Source organism: Pseudonocardia sulfidoxydans NBRC 16205, assembly GCF_007989085.1.
In the GTDB taxonomy this organism is placed as follows: domain Bacteria; phylum Actinomycetota; class Actinomycetes; order Mycobacteriales; family Pseudonocardiaceae; genus Pseudonocardia; species Pseudonocardia sulfidoxydans.
The window spans coordinates 127,753-150,270 of the sequence record NZ_BJVJ01000004.1 but is presented as its reverse complement, the minus strand read 5'-3'; the positions used below and the strand labels follow the sequence as shown (position 1 = coordinate 150,270).

Here is a 22,518-nt window from a genome sequence, read left to right as displayed (position 1 = left end):
CGTCAGCTCCTTCCCCCGTACCCGACACGGTGCAGGAGCCCCGGCGGTTCATCGGTGAGGACGCGCGGGAGTGTGACCGGCAGCTCCTCGAACGTTCCCGTGCTGGTCACCAGTGCGTCGAACCGGTCGTCGGCGAGCAGCCGCATGGCGACGTCGCGGCGCCCGGCGAACCCGCGGCGGGCGCGGCGCGGCGCCACCGTGCCGACCTGGCTGCTGCGGATCGTCAGCCGGCGCGGATGGAAACCCTCGCCCAGCGGCAGGGTGACCGGCCGGTCGCCGTACCAGCTCATGTCGACGACCTCGCCCTCGTCGGCGAGCAGCTCCAACGACCGGGCGAGCCCCTCGCTCGTGGCGCTGGTGTGGACGACCAAATCGCAGTCGCCGTCGGCGTCCTCGGGCTGCGCGAACCCTGTGTGAAGCGCGGCGGCAACCGACGAACGGGACCGCAGCGGGTCGACCAGCTGCACCCGCGCCCCCGGCAGCCCCGCCAGCACCGCCGCGACCGCACACCCGACCATTCCCGCCCCGACGACCGCGATCCGGTCCCCCACCAGCGGCGCGGCGTCCCACAGGGCGTTGACCGCCGTCTCGACCGTCCCCGCCAGCACGGCCCGCTCCGGCGGCACGTCGGGTGGGACGACGGTGACCCACGACGCCGGGACGACGTAGTGCGTCTGGTGCGGGTAGAGGCAGAACACGGTGCGGCCCACGAGATCGGCGGGGCCTTCCTCGACGACGCCGACATTGAGGTACCCGTACTTCACCGGTCCGGGGAAGTCGCCCTCCTGGAACGGCGCGCGCATGATCTCGCGCTGGCTCTCCGGCACCCCGCCGCGGAACACGATCGCCTCGGTGCCCCGGCTGACCCCGCTGAACGACGTCCGCACGAGCACCTCGCCGGGCCCCCGCTCCTCCACGGGGACGTCCCGGATCTCCGGCTCGCCGGGCGCGCGCAACCACAGCGCTCGTGCGTCGGTCATCGCGCTCCTCCCGGACGACGGTCGCGTCAGAGGATCACGCGTCGAGGCCGTCCCGGTCCACCAGGAGCACGTGAACGTCACCGCAAGGTCCCCGCGAACCCTCAACCAGCCGTTCCGCTGCCACTCCGCGGTCATGGCCTCCCGCCTGTTGCGAGTTCTCGCATGCCGCGCGCAACCTCACGGTCCTCCCGCGCCCGTTCGACGACACTGAGGTTGCGCGCGGCTGGGGGTGAACCGGGCGGGCCTCGCGTGCGTCGCAAGGACGGGACGGGGAACGGAAGGGCTCATGATCGCGACGACGGTGCTCGGCGAGCTGGCGCTGCTGGGCGTCCTGGCTGCGACGACCGGGCTCGGGGTCGCCGGGTGGGTCGCCGGGACCGTGCACGCCCTGGTGCTCGCGGTCCTGCTCGCCCGGGGGCGGCGCGAGAACGGGCCCGCCGACCGGGTCACCGCGGTCCGTGCGGTCCTGGGCGGCGGGGTCACCGCCCTGGTCGCCGACGGGGTGGCCGGTCTCCCGGTGCCCGTCGGCGCGCTCGTGGTCCTCGCCACGGTGGCACTCGCGCTGGACGCCGTCGACGGCCGGGTCGCGCGCCGGTCCGGAACCGCGTCGGAGTTCGGGGCGCGGTTCGACATGGAGACCGACGCCTGGCTCATCGCCGTCCTGTCCGTGCACGTCGCGGGGCTGCTCGGCTGGTGGGTGGTGGCGATCGGGGCGATGCGGTACGCGTTCGTCGGCATCACCGCCGTGGTGCCGTGGATGCGCGGGACCGTGCCGCCGACGACCGGCGCCAAGGTCGTCGCCGCCGCGCAGGGGATCGTGCTGGTCGTCGCCTCGGCACCGCTGCTGCCCGCGACAGTGGACGCAGCGATCGTCGGCATCGCCCTCGTCGCTCTCGTCTGGTCGTTCGGGCGCGACGTCAGGTATCTGAGCAGGGCAGGTAGCGCAGCAGCACGACGTCGCCGATCGGGCGGGTCTCGACCAGCCGCATCCGGTGGGTCGGCCCCTGCGGGAACTCGGCGGCGTTGACGAACCGCGGCGCCCCCGGCTGCCCGACGAGGAACGGCGCGAACACGACGTGCAGCTCGTCGACCAGCCCCGACGCCATGAACAGGGTGTGCACCTCGGAGCCGCCCTCGACCATCAGCCGACGCACCCCGCGCCGGCGCAGATCGGCCAGCAGCGTCTCGATGTCGAGCGGGTCCCCGACCCCGACGACGGTCGCGGCGTCCCTGATCCGGTCGCGCACGTCGGACACCGCCGACGCCGGCGCGTAGACGATCCGCTCCCCCTCCCCCGCGGTGAGGAACCGCGAGTCGGGGGCGATCTTGCCGGTGCGGGTCAGCGTCACCTTGACCGGCGACGGCGGCCGTCCGGTCGCGACCCGGGCCGCGCGGCGGGCGTCCGACCGCACGAGCAGACGCGGGTCGTCGCAGCGGATCGTGTTGGCGCCCACCAGGATCGCGTCGACCGACGCCCGCACCTCGTCGACCCGGTCGAGGTCGGCGTCGTTGGAGAGGATCAACCTCTCGCCGCTGACGTCGTCGATGCAGCCGTCGAGGGACACCGCGGCCGACAGCAGCACGTGCGGACGTCCCGTCATCACCTCAGGAGAGCACAGGTACCGGTCGAAACCCACCCTCTCCCCGACGTCTCGCGATCCCGACCGGTTCAGCGCAGTTCGGCGGGGCAGGTCCTAGGGTCGCGGTCATGGCTGCCGACGACGTCACCCGGCACGGACACACCCACCGTCTCGACCTGGTCGATCCGAGCGTTCGCGACTTCACCGCGACGGTGGTGGCCGTCGACCCGAAGCGCGGGATCGTGCTCGACCGGTCGGCGTTCTACCCCGGTGGCGGGGGCCAGCCGCCGGACGAGGGCGTGCTGCTGTGGGGCGGGGTGCGGACGCGGATCGTCGGCACCTTCCGCGGCGACGACCTGTACCTCGTCCCCGCCGAGGGCGACCCGGTCCCGGCGGCGGGCACCGAGGTCCGCGGGGCGATCGACGACGAACGCCGCACCGGCCTGATGCGCACCCACAGCGGCCTGCACATCCTCACGGCGGTGGTGTTCCGCGACTTCGGCGCGAAGGTCACCGGCGGCAACATGGAGCCGCTGACCGCGCGGATGGACTTCGACCTCCCCGAGGTCCCGGAGGGGTTCAAGGACCGGGTCGCCGAAGCCGTCAACGCCGAGATCGCGCTCGACCGGCCCATCTCCGCGCGGCTGCTGCCACGGGCGGAGGCGTTCGAGATCCCGAACCTCATCCGGACGACGGCCGACCTGCTGCCCGAGGACCTGCAGACGATCCGCGTGGTCGACATCGACGGTCTCGACCAGCAGGCCGACGGCGGCACGCACGTGGCGTCGACGAAGCTGATCGGCCGCGTCGACGTCGTGAAGGTGGAGAACAAGGGCCGGGGCTTTCGACGCCTGCGCGTTCGCGTGAGCTGATACGCCGACGAGGCGTCGACGGCGGCGACGTCGGCGCTGACGCCGGCGTTGTAGGCGTAGTCGTCGTGGGTGCGCGCGATGAGCTTCGGGAGGCCGGTCGTGCCGCCCGAGAGCAGGAAGACGGCGACGTCACGGCTGCTGATCGGGATCGCGGCGAGCCGGTCGCGGTCGGCCGCGGGGTCGGTCGACGGACCGCAGACTGCCCGGAGGTCGACGCTGCCGGGGGCCACGTCGTCACCGGCGACGAGGACGAGCCCGACCTCGAGCGAATGGGCCAGCTCCTGGTGGTCGAAGTCGCGCAACCGGTCCGGGACGGCGATCGCCGTCGCCTCGGAGTGCGACGCGAGGTGGGCCAGCTCGGTGCGGCGGTGCGCGGGCAGCGCCATGACCGGGACGATCCCCGCCCGCAGGCACGCGATCGTCGAGACGACGAACTCCCAGCCGTTGGCCAGCTGCACGACGATCCGATGCCCGGGCTCCAGGCCGAGGTCGAGCAGCCGGACGGCGGCGGCGTCGGCGCGTTCGGTGAGCTCGCGATGGGTGAGCCGGATTCCGGCGGCGGCGTCCACGAGCGCCGTCGCGTCGGGATCGCGGTCCGCCGCCTCGCGCAGCAGGGTGCCGAGCGGGACGCCGGCCCAGTACCCCTTGGTGACATAGTCGGCGGCCACGTCGTCGGGCCAGGGCACGGTGTGGTCACTGATCGGACTGGGCATCTGACCCTCCCGGGAACGACGACGGCATCGAGCGCGACCAACCCGGTCAGGGTCGGGCGCAAGGGGTTGATCTCGATCTCGTCGAGATGCGGGGTTCGCGACGAGCAGGTCGCCGAGTGCGGCGGCGATCGGTCGCAGGCGCGGCGGTCGGTCGTCCGGATGCCGATGCGGCCGAGCAGCTCCTTCGCGACGTGCTCGTCGGACACCACCCCGCGCACGGAACCCGCACACGGCGGCCGCGCAGGTCACGACGGCACCCCGACCAGGTCGGCCCGCCCGGAGAGGACGAGCGTCGTCGCCAGGTCGGCGTCGGCGTCGGGCTCGACGACCATCGACGACAGCCCGAGCACCAGCCGCGCCTGCTCGGAGACGAGTACCCGGGTGAGCGGGGTCCCGCCGCGGACGACGACGAACGCGGGCCGGAGGGCGGCGACCCGGTCCAGCCCGGCGAACGCCTCGGGCAGGCCGGCCTCGGAGTCCGGGGCGTCGACGACGGGCATGTCGTCGGCCAGGCTCGCGGGAACGAGCCGCCCGTGCGCCGATCCGAACGGCGTCTGCAGCGGCTCGGAGCCGTGCGCGTCGACCCAGCCCTGGTGGCTGGCGGCGACGAAGTCGGGGGCCCGACGGGCGAGCCGCGCGTCGGAGATGCTGCGCGACAGGAAGTGGTACGCGAACTGCCACGGCTCGAACGCGTCGTGGTAGCGGCCGAAGTGCTCCCACCAGGACAGACTCGGCCGGGCCGAGTCCTGGATCCGCCGCACCGACGGCTGCGCGGCCTCCTCGTAGGCGGCCAGCGCGGCCGGTAGGTCGCGGGGGTGCGTGGCCAGCGCGGCGGCGAGCGCGACCGCGTCCTCCATCGCCATCTTCGTGCCGGAGCCGACGGAGAAGTGCGCGGTGTGCACGGCGTCGCCGAGCAGCACGACGGGCCGCGGGCGCAGCGTGTGCCAGCGCCGGGTGCGCCGGGTGCGGAAGTTGCCCCAGCGCGAGTTGTTGACCAGCAGTTTCCTGCCGTCGATCTGTTCGGCGAAGAGCTTCTCCAGGTACTCCTTGGTGATCATGTCGCTGGCGCCGGGCGGCTGGGTCACGTCGAACTCATCGAGGCCTGCTCGGCGCCACGACTGTTCGTCGGTCTCGACGATGAACGTCGACACCGGGTCGGCGCCGGGTGCGGAGATCGGGTAGCCGTGGACGGCGAAGACGCCGTCGGGGCTGCGTTCGTGGACGAACGTCAGGCCGTCGAAGAGGTGGTCGGTGCCGAACCAGATGAACTTGGCCGTCGCCGTCTCGACCTCGGTGCCGAGCTCGTCGCCGAGCGCCTCCCGGATCCGCGACCCCGCGCCGTCGGCCCCGACGACCAGGTCGTACCCGCAGAGATCGTCGAGCCCGACCTCGGTGGCGAACCGCAGCTCGGCGCCCGCCTCGCGGGCCCGTGCCTGCAGCAGACCCAGGAGCGTCCGTCGCACGACGGAGGCCATCCCGTTGCCGCCGCAGCGGATCCGCTCGCCCTTGAGCCGGACCTCGATGTCGTCCCAGTGCCGGCCGTGCTCGGTGAGCGCCTCGCGCAGCACGGGGTCGGCCTCGTCGATCGCCGCGAGCGTGCGGTCGGAGAAGACGACGCCGAAGCCGAACGTGTCGTCGGCGCGGTTGCGCTCGAAGACGGTGACCTCGGCGGACGGGTCGGCGCGGCGGATCAGGGTGGCCGCGAACAGCCCTCCCGGCCCGCCCCCGACGACGGCGACGCGCATCCCTCAGGCCCCCGCGACGACGGTGTTGCGCAGCTCGCCGACGCCCTCGACCCGCGTCACGAGCGACGACCCGGGCCCCGGGTAGCGCCGTCGAACACCTGCCAGACCGCCGAGCCCGCGGTGCGAGTGGTCGCGGTGCGGGTGCCGGCGTGCAGCCGGTGCATCTCGCAGCGCATCGTCGACAGGCAGTCGCCCGCGGTCGCGGGGTTGGTGAACCGGACCGCGGCGTGCCCGGGCTCGACGACGCCGGGGTGTCCCTCGGCCTCCAGCTCCAGCTGCGCGGCGAGCGCGGCGTCGGTGTGCTCCTGCTCCGCTGCGCTGATCTTCGGGAGCCGGTCGGTCGCGGTCATCGCGCCCTCCCCCCGCCGACGGCGCGCGGGCCGGGAGGCTCACGTTCTCGACAGCACCGTGGCGGAACGACCCGAATGTACGACGCACAGGCAACGGCCGTCCATGCTTCGTTACCCTTACTCGCGGCGGGACACGTGCCACATCGTTGACGGCCGATGTACGGATGCAGCACGACGACCCTACTGTCATGACGGGGGTCACCCGAGCGGCGCACATTCGAAGCCCGGACGGTTCGCCCGCACCACCGCCCTCACCCTCACCGACGAGGCGACCTGGACGTCGTCGGCGGAGCCGCGGCACATCCCGACCCTGCTCGCCCGAGATCGCGACAGACACATGACGGTCGTCTGCTGTTCGGAACGCGTCCGAGCGGCTACCCTGCCGAGTCGTGAAGGCCCGCTCGCTGGTGTTCGACCTCTTCGGCGACTACCTGCGCTATCGCGGCGGCGAGGTGCGCCTGCGTGCGCTCGTCGCCCTGATGGGCTGCTTCGACATCCCGGAGCCGACGGTGCGCGTCGTCGTCGCCCGGCTGCGCAAGGAGGGCTGGCTGGCGAGCCGGCGCGAGGGTCGCGAGACCGTCTACGCGCTCAGCGACTCGGCGTGGGCGCTGCTCGACGAGGGCCGCGACCGCATCTTCCGCCGCGCCGCCGGTCCGTGGGACGGCCAGTGGCGCATGGTCATCTACTCGGTTCCGGAGACCGAGCGGGCGCTGCGGGAACAGCTGCGCAAGAAGCTCGCCTGGTTCGGGTTCGGGCCGGTGTCGGCGTCGGTGTGGCTGAGCCCGCACGAGCGTCTCGACGACGTCCGCGCCACGTTCGCCGACGAGCCGGCCGTCCGGTTGGAGCTGTTCCGGTCGCGGTCGGCGGGCGACGCCTCCGACCGCGACATCGCTGCCCGCGCCTGGGATCTCGACGGGCTCGACCGCGACTACCGCGTCCTGCTCGACACCTACCGGCCCCGGCTGCCGCGGTACCGCGCCGGCACACCGGCCGGGGCGGACGCGCTCGTCGAACGGATGCGGCTGGTGCACGACTACCGGCACTTCCCGTTCCGCGACCCCGACCTCCCACCCGACCTGCTGCCCGCCGACTGGTCGGGCCGCCGCGCCCACGAGACGTTCCTCGAGGCGCACGGCCTGCTCCGCCCGCCCGCCGAGGCGTGGGTCGACGCCCTGCTCGGCGAGGGCGCGCGCCCGGCGGCGAGCTGAGCGGACGCGCACCGGCCCCGGTCCCGCCACTGTGGACGGGGGCCGGGGCCGGTTGTCGTGCGTCAGTCCTCGGAGTCGTCGTCCTCGAACAACGTCGGAGATCCCGACGACTCGGAGCCGCCGCCCTCGATCTCCTCACGCCACTGGTCGACCAGCGTGCGCTTGAAGCGGTTGTTCGACGGCACCTCGATGCCCTTGGACTCCGCCCACTCGCGCAGCTGTGCGCGCTCCTCGACGGTCAGGCCCGTGCTGGTGTGGACGGCGCGGCGGCCGCCGTAGCCCGGGATCGAGGCCTCGATCGTCCCCGCCTCGAGGTAGGGCCCGAGCAGGTCGAGCAGCTTCCGGTACTCGGGTCCCGCGAGATCGATGCGGATGTGCATCTGGTCGATGTTGAGCTCGTGGGTCTCGACTTCGTCCTCCGTACCGCTGATGTCGCAGTAGCGGATCTCCCGGATACCCATGGATCAGCTGGTTCCCTTCGCGCTGCGGGCGCGGGTCGTGCGCGCCTTGCCTGCAGCGGCGCCCGACTTGGCGGGGGTCTTCGCGGCGGCCTTCGCGGGGGCCTTCACGGCGGGCTTCGCGGCGGGCTTCGCGGCCGTGCGGGCCGCTGCCCTGGTCGCGGCCTTCTCGCCCGCCGCCTTGTCGGCCGCCGCCTTCTCCGCGGCCGCCTCGGCCGCCGCCTTGGTGGCGGCCTTGCGCAGCGCGGTGAGCGTCTGCCCGGCGAGCGCCTTCGACGCCACGGAGTCGCCGATCTGACGCGGCGTCATGTGCCCGCGGCCGCTCGGCGCGAGGTAGACCTCGCCGTCGTTGCCGGTGCGGTACTCGAGGTTCGACGCGACGCGCCGGAACCGGGTGCGACCGCCCGCGCGGACGCCCTCCCACTTCTCCACCTTCACCGCCAAGTTGCAGCAGGTGCAGACCAGGCGACGCAGGAGCATTCCGTCACGGTCGACACCGTTGAAGTGGATCCCCGCCTGCCTGATCGTCGGGAACAGGTGGCGCCCGCGCTCGCGGCACGCCAGCACCTCGTCCGAGACCCCGTCGACGTAGAGGTCGACGTCCTCGTCGGACGCGCGGACCCGCCCCGTCTCCTGCTGCTGCTCGCCCTGGATCGACAGGACGGCGGACGATCCGGTCGCGTCGTCGGCCACTGGTGTCCTCCTTCGATGTATGTGTTCGCGGGTGATCCCGCAGGACCACCCTTCCCTGTGGCACAGCAGATCACACCACGACCCGCATTGTCCGCCCACCCGACGCATCTCACGTCGGACCAACCGGTTGCGGGTCGATCGGATCGGCGCGGACCGGACGATTCCGGGACCCGCCGGGTGCGATCCATCGAACCATGCCATCCCGACGGGCGACACACCGAGGCGCAACGCCGTGACCCGCGCAGACGTCGTCCCCGGCACGGACGGAGGTGTCCGGGCCGGGGACACGGATCGTGTCAGCTCGTGCCGGGCCCGCAGCGCGGGTCGGCGGGCGGGAGCGACAGGTCGATCAGGTAGTTCCCCACGATCGTGTCGACGCACGTGTTGCCCTGCAGCGCGATGGTGTGCTGGGTCCCCTCGAACGTCAGCAGCCGGGCGTCCAGCGCCTCGGCCAGTGCGACGCCTGCCTGGTACGGCGTCGACGGGTCGCCCGTCGTGGAGATCACGAGCGTCCGCGGGAGCCCGTCGGCCTTCGGCAGGTGCGGTGTGACCGGCTCCACCGGCAGGTACGAGCAGGTGCTGTGGATGGCGGGCACCTTGATACCGGAGTCCTGGAACGGCGCGACCTCGTTGACCCGGCGCGCCGTCTCGGCGGTGGCCGCCGGGTCGTCGGGGGTGCCCCCGTCGGCACAGTTGACCACCATCAGTGCCTCCTGCGAGTTGCCGTAGGCACCGGTCGCGCTGCGTTCGAAGTAGGCGTCCGCGAGCGTCATCAGCGTGGTGCCGTCGCCGGCCTTCAGCTCGGTGAGCCCGGTGGTCAGCGTCGGCCAGGACGCCGGGTTGTAGAGCGCGGCGACGACGGCCGTGACGGCGTCGCTGTAGGACAGCGTGCGGTCACTGTCGCGCACAGCCGCGGGGTGCTCGATCAACGGCCGGGCCAGCGCCTGGAACGCGGCCGTCGCACCGGCCGGGTCACTGCCCAGTGGGCAGCCGTCCGTGGTCGCGCAGTCCGCGGCGTAGGCCTCGAACGCCTTCTGGAAGCCTTGCATCTGCGCCACGGCGCTGTCGGCGGTCGACTGTGTCGGGTCGATCGCACCGTCGAGCACCATCGCGCGGACGTTGCCGGGGAACAGCTCGGCGTAGGTGGAGCCGATCCGGGTGCCGTAGGAGTAGCCGAGGTAGGTCAGCTTCCTCTCGCCGAGGGCGGCGCGCAGCACGTCCATGTCCCGGGCGACGTCGCGTGTGCCGGAGTGGGCGATGACGTCGGCTCCGCCGGAGCGTTCGACGCACTGCGCTGCCGCGCGTCTGTTCTCCTCCTCGATGCGTGCCACGCCTGCCGGTGACGTGTCCACGTCGGTCTCGGCGCGCTGCTCGTCGATCTCGCGGTCGGTGACGCAGTCGATCGCCGGGGTGCTGGCCCCGACCCCGCGCGGGTCGAACCCGACGACGTCGAACGGGCCGTCTTGTTGCGCCGCGCCGAACTGGGCGGCCAGGGCGATGCCGGACCCGCCGGGCCCGCCGGGGTTCACGACGAGCGAACCGACCCGCTGCGCCGTCGCGGTCGTGCGGTGGCGCAGGACCGCGATGGTCGCGACGCGCCCGTCGGGCTCGAAGTAGTCGAGCGGGACGGTGAGCCTCGCGCAGTCGAGGCCGGGCGCGGCGAATGCGGTCCGTTCCGCGTCGGTGCCGGCGAACGGCGCGCACGGGCCCCAGTCGAGCAGCTGGGTGTAGTAGCGGTCGAGGTCGAGCGGTGCGTTTCCCGAGGTCGTCGCCGCCATGGCGACCCCCGCGGTCGACACCGTGCACGACGCGAGCGCCACGCTCGCGGCGGCTGCCAGCGCGGCCAGAGCCGCGCGGCGTGGTGAGATCGTCATCCTGGTCGGTCCTCCCGGTCGGCCGCGGCGGCGATGATCCCGCCGATGGACGGGCCGGCGAGCGGCGCACGGCATCGAGGATGGAGACCGGGGCGGGCGCGTTCGAGGGAGGACGCACCCGAACCGCCGGGGGCCGACCCGACGGTCCGGGTAGGGCTCACCCCGCCGTGGCCTGCGTGAGCAGTCCGTCGACGACGGCGCGCAGCGTCTCGGGGAAGACGTCGCGCGCGGCGAGCTCGACCCAGCGGTCGGCGACCGAGGCGAGCCGGGGTGTGCGCTCGGCGTCGAGGGCGGCGAAGAACGGCGCGCGCAGGGCGGGGAGGGTGGTGGGGCGGCCGGTGGAGTGGGCGCGGACGAGGATCTCCCCGACGGTGAAGTACCAGATGCCGCGGAACACGTCGACGGCCTGGTCGGGGGTGCAGCCGTGGTCGACGGCACCGTCGAGGACGGCCTCGACGAGGGCGAGCGAGGGGGCGTCGAGACGGCCGATGAAGCCGTCGGTGGTGAGGACCTCCGCGGCCCACGGCCAGGCGGCGAGGGCGTCGTGGATCGCGAGAGCGGCGGCGACGACGCGGTCGCGCGGCTCGGTGGGCAGCGGTTGCTGCGGGATCGCGGCGACGTACTCGTTGAGCAGCAGGAGCAGCAGGTCTCCCTTGTCCCGGACGTGGTGGTAGAGCGTCGTGGTGCCGATGCCCAGCTCGGTGGCGAGCCTGCGGACCGTGAGCTTCTCCCAGCCGTCGCGGTCGATGAGCAGCCGGGCGGCGTCGAGGATCTGTGCGCGCGAGGTCACCGGCGGCCGGCCGGTGCGGCCGCGCGGGGTGTCGGAGCGGGGCACGCCCTCATCATGGCGGGCGTCGCCGGATCGCAACCGGATGGACCACCGCGGCTGCCGGTGCTACTTTCGGAACATGTTCTATAAGTTGCGAAGAGGCCCGACCCGCCCCGGTGACGCACCCGGGGTCGTCCTGGCCGCCGTCGCGGTCGTGCAGTTCATGGTGTCGCTGGACCTGTCGGTCGTGAACGTCGGACTACCGCAGATCGCCACCGGGCTCGGCTTCGGCGCCACCGGCATCACCTGGGTGATCCACGCCTACGCGCTCACCTTCGGCGGCCTGCTCCTCCTGGGCGGCAAGGCCGCCGACCGGTTCGGACGACGCCGCATCCTGGTCGCCGGACTGGTCCTGTTCGGACTGGCCTCCCTGGCCGGCGGGCTGGCACAGGACCCGGGACAGCTCGTCGCCGCCCGCGCGGCGCAGGGGATCGGCGCCGCCGCACTCGCCCCGGCCGCACTCGCCCTGCTGAGTGCGACGTTCCCGGCAGGTCGTGCGCGGGTCCGCGCGTTCGGGGTGTGGAGCGCGACCAACGCCGCCGGTGGCGCGCTCGGCGTCCTCGCCGGCGGGGTGCTCACCCAGTTCGCCGGGTGGCGGGGCGTGCTGTTCGTCAACGTGCCGATGGCCGCCCTCGCGCTGGTCCTGGCACGTCGCAGCGTCCCCACCGACGTCCCGGTCACCCGCGGCGCCCGTCCCGACGTCCTCGGCGCCGCACTGGCCACCGCAGGGCTGACAACGCTGGTGTTCGGCGTCGTACGCACGGACCGGTATCCGTGGTCGTCCCCGGTCACGATCGCGACGCTGGCCGTCGCGGTCACGCTGCTCGCGGCGTTCGTCGTCGTCGAGCGCACCACCGGCCGCGACCCGTTGATCAGGCTCGGCCTGTTCGGCAACCGGGCCGTCACCGGAGCCAACATCTACAACCTGCTGGTCGGCGCGGCCATGGCGGCGGCGTTCTACTTCGCGTCGCTGTACCTGCAACGCGTACTGGGGGTCGGGCCGGCACTCACCGGCGTGCAGTTCCTGCCGTTCGCGCTCGGCGTCGTCGCCGGGTCGGTGCTCGCGATCCGCCTCGGCTACCACGTCGCACCGCGGACGCTGCTCGTCTCGGGCGGCCTGCTGACAGCCGTCGGGTTCGCATGGTTCGGCATGATCGATCCGGACGGATCGTTCGCCGCCGACGTCCTCGGGCCGTCGATCGTCGCGAGCATCGGGTTCGGGCTGTGCCTCGGGCCGGTCGTCTCCCTGGCGACCGCCGGCGTCGCGCCGCACGAGGCGGGTACCGCGTCGGGGCTGCTCTCGAGCTCACGCCAGATCGGCGCGTCGCTCGGCCTGGCCGCGCTCGGCACCGCCGCGCACGACCGCAGCCACGGCCTCACGACCCCGGCCGCGCTGAACGACGGCTACGCGCTCGGCCTCACGCTGTGCGCCGCGTTGCTGGGGGCCGCCGTCGTCGTCGCACTCGTCGTCCTGCCGCGACCGGCCCGGCCGCGGCCCGCACAGTCGCCGGCACGCCCGGCGGAAAGGAGCACCGCATGACCCTCACCTCGACCCGCGCCGACCACGTCCGCCCGGTCGTGCTCACCGGACTGGCGGTGACCGTCGCGGCGGCCACCGTCCCGTACCTCGACCACCTCACAGGTGACGTGCTCGGCACCCACATCGGCGCCGGCTACCCGGCCTACGGCCCGGCCGAGGTCGGAACGGCCACCTGGACGTGGCTCGCGGTCCTGACGGTCGTCGGGGTGCTCGGGGTCGCCGGGTGGCTCGGCACCGCTCGTGCGCTCCGGGCCGGCCGCGGGTGGGCCCGCGGCGTCGCGACGACGCTGTTCGTCGCCGGCACCGCCGTCGCGCTCGCCGGCCTGCTGACCCGCGACACCTCCGGCGACACCGGCCTCCCACCCCTGCTCGGCTGGGTCGGGCTCGCACCCAGCGTCGTCGGGCTCGCCGTCGTCGTGCTGCTGTGGCGGCGGACCGGGCACGGGTGAGCACACGAGGGGGACGCGCGCCTAGTGTCGTGCTCGGCGCGCCTCCCGCGCGCCGTCCCGCCCGCCTTCCTCCGCCGGAGGTCACCAGATGTCGACGACGCACGGCGACGTCGTCGAGGCCCTGCGCCGCACCGGGGTCCCCACGGCCGCCGACGCCGGGACCCGCGCCTGGTACTCCTCCGACGCGTCGCTGTACCGGATCCCGCCGCTCGCGGTCGTGCACCCGCGGGAGTCGGCAGAGGTCGAGGCGGTCCTCGCCGTCTGCCGGGCCTCCGGGACCCCGCTGACCGCTCGCGGGGCCGGGACGTCGGTGGCGGGCAACGCGATCGGGCCGGGCGTCGTCGTCGACTTCTCCCGGCACATGAACCGCGTCCTGTCCCTCGACGCCGACGCCCGCACCGCGACCGTCCAACCCGGCACGGTGCACGCGACGTTGCAGAAGGCGGCCACCGCTGTCGGCCTGCGGTTCGGGCCCGACCCGTCGACGCACACGCGCTGCACGATCGGCGGGATGATCGGCAACAACTCCTGCGGGTCACGCAGCCTCGCGTACGGGCGGACCTCGGACAACGTCGTCGACCTCGACGCGCTGCTCGCCGACGGAACCCGGTTCCGGACGTCCACGGGCACCGACGCGCTCTCCGCCCGGCTGCGCGCAGTCATGGCGGACCACCTCGCCGTCGCGCGCACGGAGTTCGACCGGTTCGACCGCCAGGTCTCCGGCTACCCGGTGCAGCACCTGCTGCCCGAGCGGTTCGACCTCACCCGGGCGCTCGTCGGCTCCGAGGGCACCCTCGTGGTCGTCACGGAGGCGACGGTGCGCCTCGTCGAGGACCGGGCGCACCGCGTGCTCGTCGTCCTCGGTTTCGACGACATCGTCGCCGCCGGGACGGCCGGGCCCGAGGTGGTCACGCACGGTCCGAGCTCGTGCGAGGGGCTCGACTCACGGATCGTCGACGTCGTCCGCGAACGCCATGGGCCGCACCGGGTTCCCGACCTGCCGCGCGGTGGGGCGTGGCTGTTCGTCGAGTTCGCGGGCGATGACCACGCCGAGGTCCTCGACCGGGCCGCTGTCCTCGCCGCCGCGGGGCTCGGGGTCGACGCGCGGGTCGTCGACGATCCCGCGGTCGCCGCCCGGTTGTGGCGCATCCGGGAGGACGGCGCGGGTCTGGCCGGGGTCGCGCCGTCGGGGCGGCCCGGGTGGGCGGGGTGGGAGGACGCCGCCGTCCCGCCGTCGTCGCTGGGCGCCTACCTGGCCGGGTTCGACGAGCTCGTCGCCGCCCACGGTCTGACCAGCGCCCCCTACGGCCACTTCGGCGAGGGCTGCGTCCACGTGCGCCTCGACTTCCCGTTCGACCGCCCCGGCGGCACCGACCGGTTCCGCGCGTTCCTCACCGACGCCGCCGCGCTCGTCGCCTCCCACGGCGGGACCCTGTCGGGTGAGCACGGCGACGGCCGCGCCCGCAGCGCCCTGCTCCCCGCCATGTACCCCGCGGCGGCACTGGAGCTGTTCGCGCAGGTCAAAGGCGCCTTCGATCCCGACGGGCTGCTCAACCCCGGCGTCCTCGTCGATCCCGATCCCGTCGACGCCGCCGTCCGCGTCGCCGGGACGTTCCCGGTCGCGCGGCCCGGCGGGTTCGCCCTCCCGCACGACCACGGCGACCTCGCCGCCGCCGTGCACCGCTGCACCGGCGTCGGCAAGTGCCGGGCCGACAACTCGGGCACCGGTGGGGTGATGTGTCCGTCCTATGTGGCCACCCGTGAGGAGCGGGACTCCACCCGTGGCCGCGCCCGGGTCCTGCAGGAGCTCGTCCGCGGCGAGCGCACCGACTGGCGCGCGCCCGAGGTGCACGACGCCCTCGACCTGTGCCTGTCGTGCAAGGGCTGCACCTCCGAGTGCCCGACGGGCATCGACATGCCCACCTACAAGGCCGAGGTCCTCCACCACGCCTACCGACGCCGCCCCCGGCCGCTCACGCACTACACGCTCGGGCGGCTCCCGCAGTGGGCGCGGCTCGCGGGCCGGGTCGCCGGGCCCGTGAACAGGCTCGCGGGCACCCGCCTCGCCGCGCGCCTCGCGGGCGTCGACCCGCGGCGGTCGGTGCCGCCGTTCGCCCGGACACCGTTCCGCCGCAGGCCTTTCTCGCCGTCCGCCGGGACTCCGGCGGTGCTGTTCGTCGACAGCTTCACCGACGCCTTCGCCCCGGACGTCGCCGACGCGGCGGTCTCCGTGCTGCGACGTGCCGGTGTCGCGGCGCGGCCCACCGGGGCCGGCGTCTGCTGTGGACTGACCTGGATCACCACCGGCCAGCTCGACGCCGCGCGCCGCATCCTCGGCCGCACCGTCGCCACCCTGCGCCGCGCCGTCGACGACGGCATCCCGATCATCGGGCTCGAACCGTCGTGCACCGCCGTCCTGCGCCGCGACGCCGTCGACCTCCTCGGCACCGACGACGCCCGCGCCGTCGCCGCCCGCACCGTCACGCTCGCCGAGTTCCTGACCGACCATCCACAGTGGTCACCTCCGGACCTGCGCGGCACCGAGGTCGTCGCCCAGCCGCACTGCCACCACCGGGCGATCATGACCTGGGCCGCCGACCAGGCCCTGCTCGAACGCGCGGGCGCCACCGTCCACACCGTCGCCGGCTGCTGCGGCCTGGCCGGGGACTTCGGGATGACCCGCGGGCACTACGACGTCTCCGTCGCGATCGCCGGTCAGAACCTCCTCCCCGCCGTCGACGCGCACCCCGACGCGATCGTGCTCGCCGACGGCTTCTCCTGCCGAACCCAGCTCGACGACCTCCGCGGCCGCCCCTCCCTGCACCTGGCCCAACTGCTCTGTGAGCGGCAATAGTCGCTATCGCGACTATTGCCGCTCACGACCCCCGGGCCCTGTCCGACGACGGTGCCGCGCTCACCCCGTGCGCGACGCCCCGTTGACGCTGAGGAACTCGCCGCTGATGTAGTCCGACCGTGGTGAGGCCAGGAACAGGACCGCCTCGGCGATGTCACGCGGGTGGCCGTGGGCCCCGCGCTCGCCGTGGCGGCGCAGGGGGATGTCGGCGGTGAGCGTCGCGATCTGGTCGTCGGTGAACGCGTCGTGGATCGCGGTGCGGATGAAGCCGGGGTTCACGGCGTTGACGCAGATGCCGTACTCGCCGAGGTTGCGCGCCAACGACACCGTGAGCCCGAGGATCGCGCCCTTCGACGCCGCGTAGGCCGGGTTGGACGCCGGCCGCCCCGACTGTGCGGCGAGCGACCCGATGTTGACGATCTTGCCGTAGCGCTGCGCCCGCATCCCGGGGAGCACGGCGCGCACGCACCAGAACGCGCCGTCGGCGTTGACGGCCATGGTGCGGGTCCAGCTGTCGTCGGTGACGTCCCAGGGGTCCACGGCGTCGACGACCGCGGCGTTGTTGACCAGCACGTCGACGACGCCGAGCGCCTCGGCGGTGCGGGCCGCGGCGGCGGTCACGGCGGCCGGGTCGGCGACGTCCACCCCGAGACCGAGCGCGGTCGGACCGATCTCGGCGGCGGCCTCGCAGGCCCCGGCCTCGTCGACGTCCCACACCGCGACCTTCGCCCCCGCCGACGCCAGCAGCGGCGCGATCTCACGGCCGAACCCGCCCGCTCCCCCGGTGACGACGGCGGTCCGCGCGGCGAGCTCCTGCGCGGTCACCGGGTCACCGTCAGCAGGGCGGCGTGGATGGCGTCGACACCCGGCACCCGGGCCTCGACGAGCTCCTGCGGCGTCGGCACGTTGGCGAACTCCGCGCACAGCCGGACCGGCGCGGCGCGCAGCCGGTCGAAGCACTCCTCGACGGCGAGCGCGCACACCTCCGCGGCCACGCTGAACGGGCCCGGCGCCTCCTGGACGACGACGAGCCGGCCGGTGCGCGACACCGACTCCACGATCGTCGCCCGGTCGAGCGGGGCGATCGTGCGCGGGTCGATCACCTCGGCGGAGACGCCGTCGGCGGCCGCGCGTTCGGCGGCCTCCAGCGACCTGTCGACCATCCGGCCGGTGGCCACGACCGTGACGTCGTCGCCGGTGCGGCGGGTCTCGGCGACGCCGAGCGGGACGAGGAAGTCCTCGTCGACGGGGGTGTCGCGGCGGGCGGTGAGCAGGCCGAACGTCTCGATGACCAGCGTCGGGTCGTCGCTGCGGATGGCGCTCTTGAGCAGGCCCTTGGCGTCGCGCGCGTTCGACGGCATGACGACGGTCAGCCCCGGGACGGCGGCGAACCAGGCCTCGAAGCTCTGGCAGTGCTGCGCGCCGTAGGAGCCGCCGGAGCCGCTCATCGTGCGGATCGTGAACGGCAGCGACCGGCCGGTGAAATACCGGTACTTCGCCGCCTGGTTCACGATCTGGTCCATCGCGAGCATGCAGAAGTCGAAGAACATCAGCTCGACGACGGGCCGCAGCCCCACGGCCGCCGCGCCGACGCCGAGTCCGGCGATGGTGGACTCGCTGATCGGGGTGTCGCGCACGCGGTTCGGCCCGAACGTCGCGCGCAGGTTGCGGGTGACGCCGTAGGGCCCGCCCGGTCCGCCGACATCCTCGCCGACGAGCACGACCTTCTCGTCGCGTTCCATCTCCTGGTGCAGGGCCTGGTTCACGCCCTGCCAGAACTTGAGGGGCCGGGTCGTCGTCATCCGAGGTCCTCCGGATCGGCGGTGGGGGCGGCCAGGGCGCGCTCGACGGCGGTCGCGAGCAACGTCGAGATCTCGTCGTCGATCGCGGTGGCGTCGGACTCGGCGATGTCGGCGCGGGCGCGGGCGACGGCGTCGCGGTCACGCCAGGCCTGGGCCTCGGCCTCGTCGCGGTACGTCGCGGGGTCGCCGACGTAGTGGCCGGACAGGCGGTAGGTCATGACCTCGAGCAGGGTCGGTCCGTCGCCGGCGCGGGCCCGGGCGACGGCCTCGTGGGAGGCGGCGGCGACGGCGTGGACGTCGCTGCCGTCGACCCGAACCCCCGGGAACCCGTAGGCCTCGGCGCGCTGCCACACCTCCCCGGCGACGTGCGTCGACGACGGGGTGAGCTCGGCGAAGCGGTTGTTCTCGCAGACGAACACGACGGGCAGCGACCACAGCGCGGCGAGGTTGAGGGCCTCGCCGAAGTTGCCGGTGGCGGTCGCGCCCTCGCCGAAGAAGCAGACGGCGACGTCGTCGCGGCCTTGCACCTGCAGTCCGAACGCGGCACCTGTGGCGATGGGCAGCCCGCCGCCGACGATCCCGTTGGTGCCCAACAGGCCGACGTCCGGGTCGGCGATGTGCATCGACCCGTTGCGCCCGGCCGAGTACCCGGTGCGGCGACCCAGGAGCTCGGCCATCATGCGGTCGACGTCGGCACCTTTTGCCAGGCAGTGGTGGTGCCCGCGGTGCGTGGAGGTGATGACGTCGGTGCGGCGCAGCGCCGCGCACACACCGACGGCCGTGGCCTCCTGGCCGAGCGCGAGATGCAGTGGTCCGGGGACGCGGCCCTCGCGGTACTGCTCGGCGACGACCTCCTCGAATCGTCTGCACAGCAACAGCTGCCGGTAGAGGTCCGCGGGCGGTGGGGACGTCACGTCGTCGGGCATCGTCGCTCTCTCGCTGCTGTCCGGGCTCCGAAACCGACCGACCAGTCGGTCGACTCGTACGCTAGCCTGAACCGACTTCCGACGGCAACGGCGACAGGAGCGCACCCGTGACCGACCCCGCCGGCGTCCCGCTGACCGAGCGCACCGTGCCGCGCATGCTCGCCCGCTCCGCCGCGCTCGACCCCGCACGCCCGTTCGTCGTCACCAGGGAACGGTCCTGGTCCCACACCGAGACGCAACGGATCGTCGCGACGCTCGCCGCCGCGTTCACCGCCCGCGGCATCGGCGAGGGCTCCCGCGTCGCGATCATGCTGCCGACGTCCCCGCGACACGTCTGGCTCCTGCTCGCCCTCGCCCACCTGCGCGCGGTCCCCGTGGCGCTCAACCCCGACGCGTCCGGCGAGGTGCTGCGCTACTTCGTCGCCGACTCCGGGTGCGTCCTCGGCGTCGTCGACTGCGAGCGCGCGCCCGCGCTCACCGCCGCCGCCGGCCCCGACGGACCGCCCGCCATCGTGCTCCCCGAGGGCGCCGACGACCTCGGCGAGCTCGGCACCGCCGACCCCACGCCGCTGGACCCCGGCGCCGCGTCGTTCGCCGACACCGTCGTCGTGCTCTACACCTCCGGCAGCACCGGCATGCCCAAGGCGACCGCCGTGACCCACGCGCAGGTGATCACCTGCGGCGCCATCTTCACCGACCGCCTCGGCCTCGGCCCCGACGACCGCCTCTACACCTGCCTGCCGCTGTTCCACATCAACGCGACGGCCTACTCGCTGTCCGGGGCGCTGGTCAGCGGCGCCTCGCTCGCCCTCGGGCCACACTTCTCCGCGACGACGTTCTGGGACGACGTCGCCGACCTCGGCGCCACCGAGGTCAACGCCATGGGCAGCATGCTCCGCATCCTGCAGTCACGGCCGCCGCGCCCCGCCGAACGCGACCACTCCGTCCGCACCATGTTCGTCGCACCGCTGCCGCCCGACGCCGTCGAGCTCTCCCAGCGGTTCGGCCTCGACTTCGCCACCTGCTACGCCCAGACCGAATGGCTCCCCTCGTCGATGACCCGCCCCGGGCAGGGCTACGACCGTCCCGGCGCCACCGGCCCCGTCCTGCCCTGGACGCAGGTGCGGATCGTCGGCGACGACGACCTCCCCCTGCCCGCGGGCGAGACCGGCGAGATCACCCTGCGCCCCCGCGACCCGTACACGACCTTCCAGGGCTACCTCGGCAAACCGCAGGAGACCGTCGAGGCCTGGCGCAACCTCTGGTTCCACACCGGCGACCTCGGCGACATCGGCCCCGACGGCTGGTTGCACTACCGCGGCCGCCGCAAGGACGTCATCCGCCGGCGCGGCGAGAACATCCCGGCGACGGTCGTCGAGGACCTGCTCGCGGGCCACCCCGACATCGCCGAGGTCGCCGCCGTCTCCGTCCCGGCGCACATCTCCGAGGAGGAGGTGTTCGTCTTCGTCGTCCCCCGCCCGGGCGCGACGCTGTCCGCTGCCGACGTCGAGGCCCACGCCCACGACGTCCTGCCCCGCTTCATGGTCCCGTCGTACCTGGTGCTCGTCCCCGACCTGCCCCGCACGGCGACGAACAAGATCGCGAAACTCGACCTCGCCGACCGTGCCCGCGCCGCCCTGCAGCACCCCGACTCCCCCGACGCGCCGACCCGCACCTCCGCCGCCGACCGCGTACCCACCACACCCCTGTGAGTGGCGATAGTCGCTATAGCGACTATCGCCGCTCACAGGGGGCGAAGCCCTGCCCTCGGCTCAACCGAGGTGGTGCACCTCCTGCAGACCGTGCACCGGGGTCGGGATGCCGACGGCGCGGGCCTTGAGCTGCAACGCCAGGTAGAGGGAGTAGTGCCGCGACTGGTGCAGGTTCCCGCCGTGGAACCACAGCGCCTCCTGCTGCGTCGGCTTCCACATGTTGCGCTGCTCGCCCTCCCACGGACCGGGATCCTTGGTGGTCGCCGAGCCCAACCCCCAGACCTTGCCGACGCGGTCGGCGGTCTCCTGGTCGATGAGGTCGGCTGCCCAGCCGTTCATCGAGCCGTAGCCGGTTGCGTAGACGACGACGTCGGCGGGCAGGGTCGTGCCGTCCTCCAGGACGACGGCGTCCTCGGTGAGCTCGGCGACCTGCCCATGGGCGAGCTTCACGTCCCCGTTGGCGACGAGGTCGGCGGCGCCGACGTCGATGTAGTAGCCGGACCCGCGGCGCAGGTACTTCATGAACAGGCCCGACCCGTCGTCGCCCCAGTCGTGGCGGAACCCGGCTCGTTCGAGGCGGTCGTAGAAGTCGGCGTCGCGCTCGCGCATCTGCGCGTAGAGCGGGGTCTGGAACTCGTGCATGATCCGGTACGGCAACGACGCGAAGACCAGGTCGGCCTTCTCCGTCGTCATCCCCGCCTCGACCGCCTCCTCGGAGTACAGCGCGCCGAGGCCGATCTCCATCAGCGAGTCCGACCGCACGATGTGGGTCGACGAGCGCTGCACCATCGTGACGTCGGCGCCCTTCTCCCAGAGCGCACCGCAGATGTCGAAGGCCGAGTTGTTCGATCCGACGACGACCGCGCGCTTGCCGGCGTACGCGTCGGGACCGGGGTGGGCCGAGGAGTGGTGCTGGTCGCCGCGGAAGCGGTCCATGCCGGGGAAGTCGGGCACGTTCGGCTTGCCCGACATCCCGGTCGCGAGCACCAACTGCTTGGGGCGCAACACCAGCGGCTGCCCGTTGCGCTCGATCTCGACGACCCACTCACCGGTGGCCTCGTCGTAGCGGGCGCTCTTGGCCTCGGTGTCGCCCCAGTAGTTCAGCTCCATCATCTTCGTGTAGGACTCGAGCCAGTCGGCGACCTTGTCCTTGGGCGCGAAGACCGGCCAGTTGTCCGGGAACTTGATGTAGGGCAGGTGGTCGTACCAGACCGGGTCGTGCAGGCACAGCGACTTGTAACGGCTGCGCCACTGGTCGCCGGGCCGGCTGCGCTTGTCGATGACGATCGCGGGCACGTCGAGCTGGCGCAGCCGGGCGCCGAGCGCGATGCCGCCCTGCCCGCCGCCGACGATCAGCACGTACGGCTGCTCGGTGTAGCCGAGCGTCGCGCGCTCGCGCTCGATCTTCTCGGTCCACGTCTCTCGGTTGCGGTTGGCGCCGTGTTCGGCACCCCGGGGGCGACGACGCCCGCGCGGCTCCTCGTGGCCCTTGAGCTCGTAGAGCGTCGTCAGCAAGGTCCAGGCGCCCTCGTCCCCGAGCCGCAGGTGCCCGCGGCCACGACCGACCGCCGTCTCGAACTCGATCCATGCGCTGACGACACCGCCGTCCTCCTCCGCGGGCTCCGACGTGCGGAACCCGCGCGGGTCGGTGGTGTCGAGCGTGGCGCGCAGCAGGTCGGCGACGCCGTCGCGCTGCTCGGCGGTGGTGATGTTCCAGGTGAACGACACCAGGTCGCGCCAGAAGCAGTCGACGGCGAACATCCCGACCGCGCGCTCGACGTCGCGGGCGGCCAGTGCCGCCTCGAAGTCGGCGAGCCACGCCTCGGCGCGGGCCTGCGGGTCGCCGACCGCGTCGTCGGTCCTCGGTTCCAGGGTCTGGGTCATCCTCGTCCTCCGCGTGTGTCGCCTGTGGCAAAGCCCACACGCGGCGGGG

The 22,518-nt window shown here is 73.5% G+C and carries 18 protein-coding genes and 2 pseudogenes; 7 read left to right on the top strand and 13 right to left on the bottom strand.

Going from position 1 to position 22,518, the window contains the following annotated elements; all coding sequences use genetic code 11:
* Nucleotides 1–2: 2 nt before the first annotated feature.
* Complete coding sequence (locus tag PSU4_RS03785; RefSeq protein WP_147102533.1) at nucleotides 3–980, bottom strand: zinc-dependent alcohol dehydrogenase; 978 nt, start codon at nucleotides 978–980, stop codon at nucleotides 3–5.
* Between the two features lie 286 nt (nucleotides 981–1,266).
* Between PSU4_RS03785 and PSU4_RS03780 the strand changes: the two genes are divergently transcribed.
* The gene (locus tag PSU4_RS03780) at nucleotides 1,267–2,007 is read left to right on the top strand and encodes a CDP-alcohol phosphatidyltransferase family protein (RefSeq protein ID WP_147102532.1); all 741 of its coding nucleotides are present in this window, start codon (nucleotides 1,267–1,269) and stop codon (nucleotides 2,005–2,007) included.
* Here PSU4_RS03780 and PSU4_RS03775 read toward each other — a convergent pair.
* Nucleotides 1,898–2,581, bottom strand: a complete 684-nt coding sequence (locus PSU4_RS03775) for a RibD family protein (RefSeq protein WP_147102531.1) — start codon at nucleotides 2,579–2,581, stop codon at nucleotides 1,898–1,900. The genes PSU4_RS03780 and PSU4_RS03775 overlap by 110 nt on opposite strands.
* Before the next feature lie 107 nt (nucleotides 2,582–2,688).
* Here PSU4_RS03775 and PSU4_RS32170 point away from each other — a divergent pair, with 107 nt between their 5' ends.
* Nucleotides 2,689–3,432: an alanyl-tRNA editing protein gene (locus tag PSU4_RS32170; RefSeq protein ID WP_147102530.1), complete on the top strand. Its 744-nt coding sequence runs from the start codon at nucleotides 2,689–2,691 to the stop codon at nucleotides 3,430–3,432.
* A 53-nt stretch (nucleotides 3,433–3,485) separates the two neighbouring features.
* On the opposite strand, the pseudogene PSU4_RS32165 reads toward PSU4_RS32170, so the two are convergent.
* The 3 genes and pseudogenes from PSU4_RS32165 to PSU4_RS03755 all read right to left on the bottom strand — a co-directional run.
* A pseudogene (locus PSU4_RS32165) lies at nucleotides 3,486–4,145 on the bottom strand (AMP-binding protein); the annotation flags it as partial.
* Between the two features lie 245 nt (nucleotides 4,146–4,390).
* The gene (locus PSU4_RS03760; RefSeq protein ID WP_147102529.1) at nucleotides 4,391–5,890 is read right to left on the bottom strand and encodes an FAD-dependent monooxygenase; all 1,500 of its coding nucleotides are present in this window, start codon (nucleotides 5,888–5,890) and stop codon (nucleotides 4,391–4,393) included.
* An 83-nt stretch (nucleotides 5,891–5,973) separates the two neighbouring features.
* Nucleotides 5,974–6,201: pseudogene (locus PSU4_RS03755) on the bottom strand (cupin domain-containing protein); the annotation flags it as partial.
* 428 nt (nucleotides 6,202–6,629) lie between these two features.
* On the opposite strand from PSU4_RS03755, the gene PSU4_RS03750 reads away from it, so the two are divergent.
* The gene (locus PSU4_RS03750) at nucleotides 6,630–7,448 is read left to right on the top strand and encodes a PaaX family transcriptional regulator (protein ID WP_147102528.1); all 819 of its coding nucleotides are present in this window, start codon (nucleotides 6,630–6,632) and stop codon (nucleotides 7,446–7,448) included.
* Nucleotides 7,449–7,510: 62 nt separating this feature from the next.
* Here PSU4_RS03750 and PSU4_RS03745 read toward each other — a convergent pair whose 3' ends face one another.
* The 4 genes from PSU4_RS03745 to PSU4_RS03730 form a co-directional block, all read right to left on the bottom strand.
* Nucleotides 7,511–7,909, bottom strand: coding sequence for an Lsr2 dimerization domain-containing protein (locus PSU4_RS03745; protein ID WP_147102527.1), 399 nt, complete (start codon nucleotides 7,907–7,909; stop codon nucleotides 7,511–7,513).
* Nucleotides 7,910–7,912: 3 nt separating this feature from the next.
* Nucleotides 7,913–8,599 carry a hypothetical protein gene (locus tag PSU4_RS31120; RefSeq protein ID WP_186816726.1) on the bottom strand — a complete coding sequence of 229 codons (687 nt, stop codon included), beginning with the start codon at nucleotides 8,597–8,599 and terminating at the stop codon, nucleotides 7,913–7,915.
* Nucleotides 8,600–8,895: 296 nt separating this feature from the next.
* Nucleotides 8,896–10,473, bottom strand: a complete 1,578-nt coding sequence (locus PSU4_RS03735; protein ID WP_147102526.1) for an alpha/beta hydrolase — start codon at nucleotides 10,471–10,473, stop codon at nucleotides 8,896–8,898.
* Nucleotides 10,474–10,630: 157 nt separating this feature from the next.
* Nucleotides 10,631–11,308, bottom strand: coding sequence for a TetR/AcrR family transcriptional regulator (locus PSU4_RS03730; protein ID WP_186816725.1), 678 nt, complete (start codon nucleotides 11,306–11,308; stop codon nucleotides 10,631–10,633).
* Nucleotides 11,309–11,381: 73 nt separating this feature from the next.
* Here PSU4_RS03730 and PSU4_RS03725 point away from each other — a divergent pair, with 73 nt between their 5' ends.
* From PSU4_RS03725 to PSU4_RS03715, 3 genes are all read left to right on the top strand, one after another.
* Entirely contained in the window at nucleotides 11,382–12,842 is a 1,461-nt protein-coding gene (locus PSU4_RS03725) for an MFS transporter (protein ID WP_147102525.1), read from the top strand.
* On the top strand, nucleotides 12,839–13,291 hold the full coding sequence (locus tag PSU4_RS31790) for a hypothetical protein (protein ID WP_222596156.1): 453 nt from the start codon (nucleotides 12,839–12,841) through the stop codon (nucleotides 13,289–13,291). The genes PSU4_RS03725 and PSU4_RS31790 overlap by 4 nt, the downstream gene beginning before the upstream one ends.
* An 88-nt stretch (nucleotides 13,292–13,379) precedes the next feature.
* Complete coding sequence (locus PSU4_RS03715) at nucleotides 13,380–16,145, top strand: FAD-binding and (Fe-S)-binding domain-containing protein (protein WP_147102524.1); 2,766 nt, start codon at nucleotides 13,380–13,382, stop codon at nucleotides 16,143–16,145.
* A 60-nt stretch (nucleotides 16,146–16,205) separates the two neighbouring features.
* On the opposite strand, the gene PSU4_RS03710 is transcribed toward PSU4_RS03715, so the two are convergent.
* The 3 genes from PSU4_RS03710 to PSU4_RS03700 are packed head-to-tail and all read right to left on the bottom strand — an operon-like array spanning nucleotide 16,206 to nucleotide 18,873.
* Complete coding sequence (locus PSU4_RS03710; protein ID WP_186816724.1) at nucleotides 16,206–16,970, bottom strand: SDR family NAD(P)-dependent oxidoreductase; 765 nt, start codon at nucleotides 16,968–16,970, stop codon at nucleotides 16,206–16,208.
* Nucleotides 16,967–17,947, bottom strand: a complete 981-nt coding sequence (locus PSU4_RS03705) for an alpha-ketoacid dehydrogenase subunit beta (protein WP_147102522.1) — start codon at nucleotides 17,945–17,947, stop codon at nucleotides 16,967–16,969. The genes PSU4_RS03710 and PSU4_RS03705 overlap by 4 nt, the downstream gene beginning before the upstream one ends.
* Nucleotides 17,944–18,873, bottom strand: a complete 930-nt coding sequence (locus tag PSU4_RS03700) for a thiamine pyrophosphate-dependent dehydrogenase E1 component subunit alpha (protein WP_147102521.1) — start codon at nucleotides 18,871–18,873, stop codon at nucleotides 17,944–17,946. Before PSU4_RS03700 ends, PSU4_RS03705 begins: the two co-directional genes overlap by 4 nt.
* A 107-nt stretch (nucleotides 18,874–18,980) precedes the next feature.
* On the opposite strand from PSU4_RS03700, the gene PSU4_RS03695 reads away from it, so the two are divergent.
* The gene (locus tag PSU4_RS03695) at nucleotides 18,981–20,585 is read left to right on the top strand and encodes an AMP-binding protein (protein WP_147102520.1); all 1,605 of its coding nucleotides are present in this window, start codon (nucleotides 18,981–18,983) and stop codon (nucleotides 20,583–20,585) included.
* 60 nt (nucleotides 20,586–20,645) lie between these two features.
* On the opposite strand, the gene PSU4_RS03690 is transcribed toward PSU4_RS03695, so the two are convergent.
* Nucleotides 20,646–22,469, bottom strand: a complete 1,824-nt coding sequence (locus PSU4_RS03690) for a flavin-containing monooxygenase (protein WP_147102519.1) — start codon at nucleotides 22,467–22,469, stop codon at nucleotides 20,646–20,648.
* Between the last annotated feature and the right edge of the window lie 49 nt (nucleotides 22,470–22,518).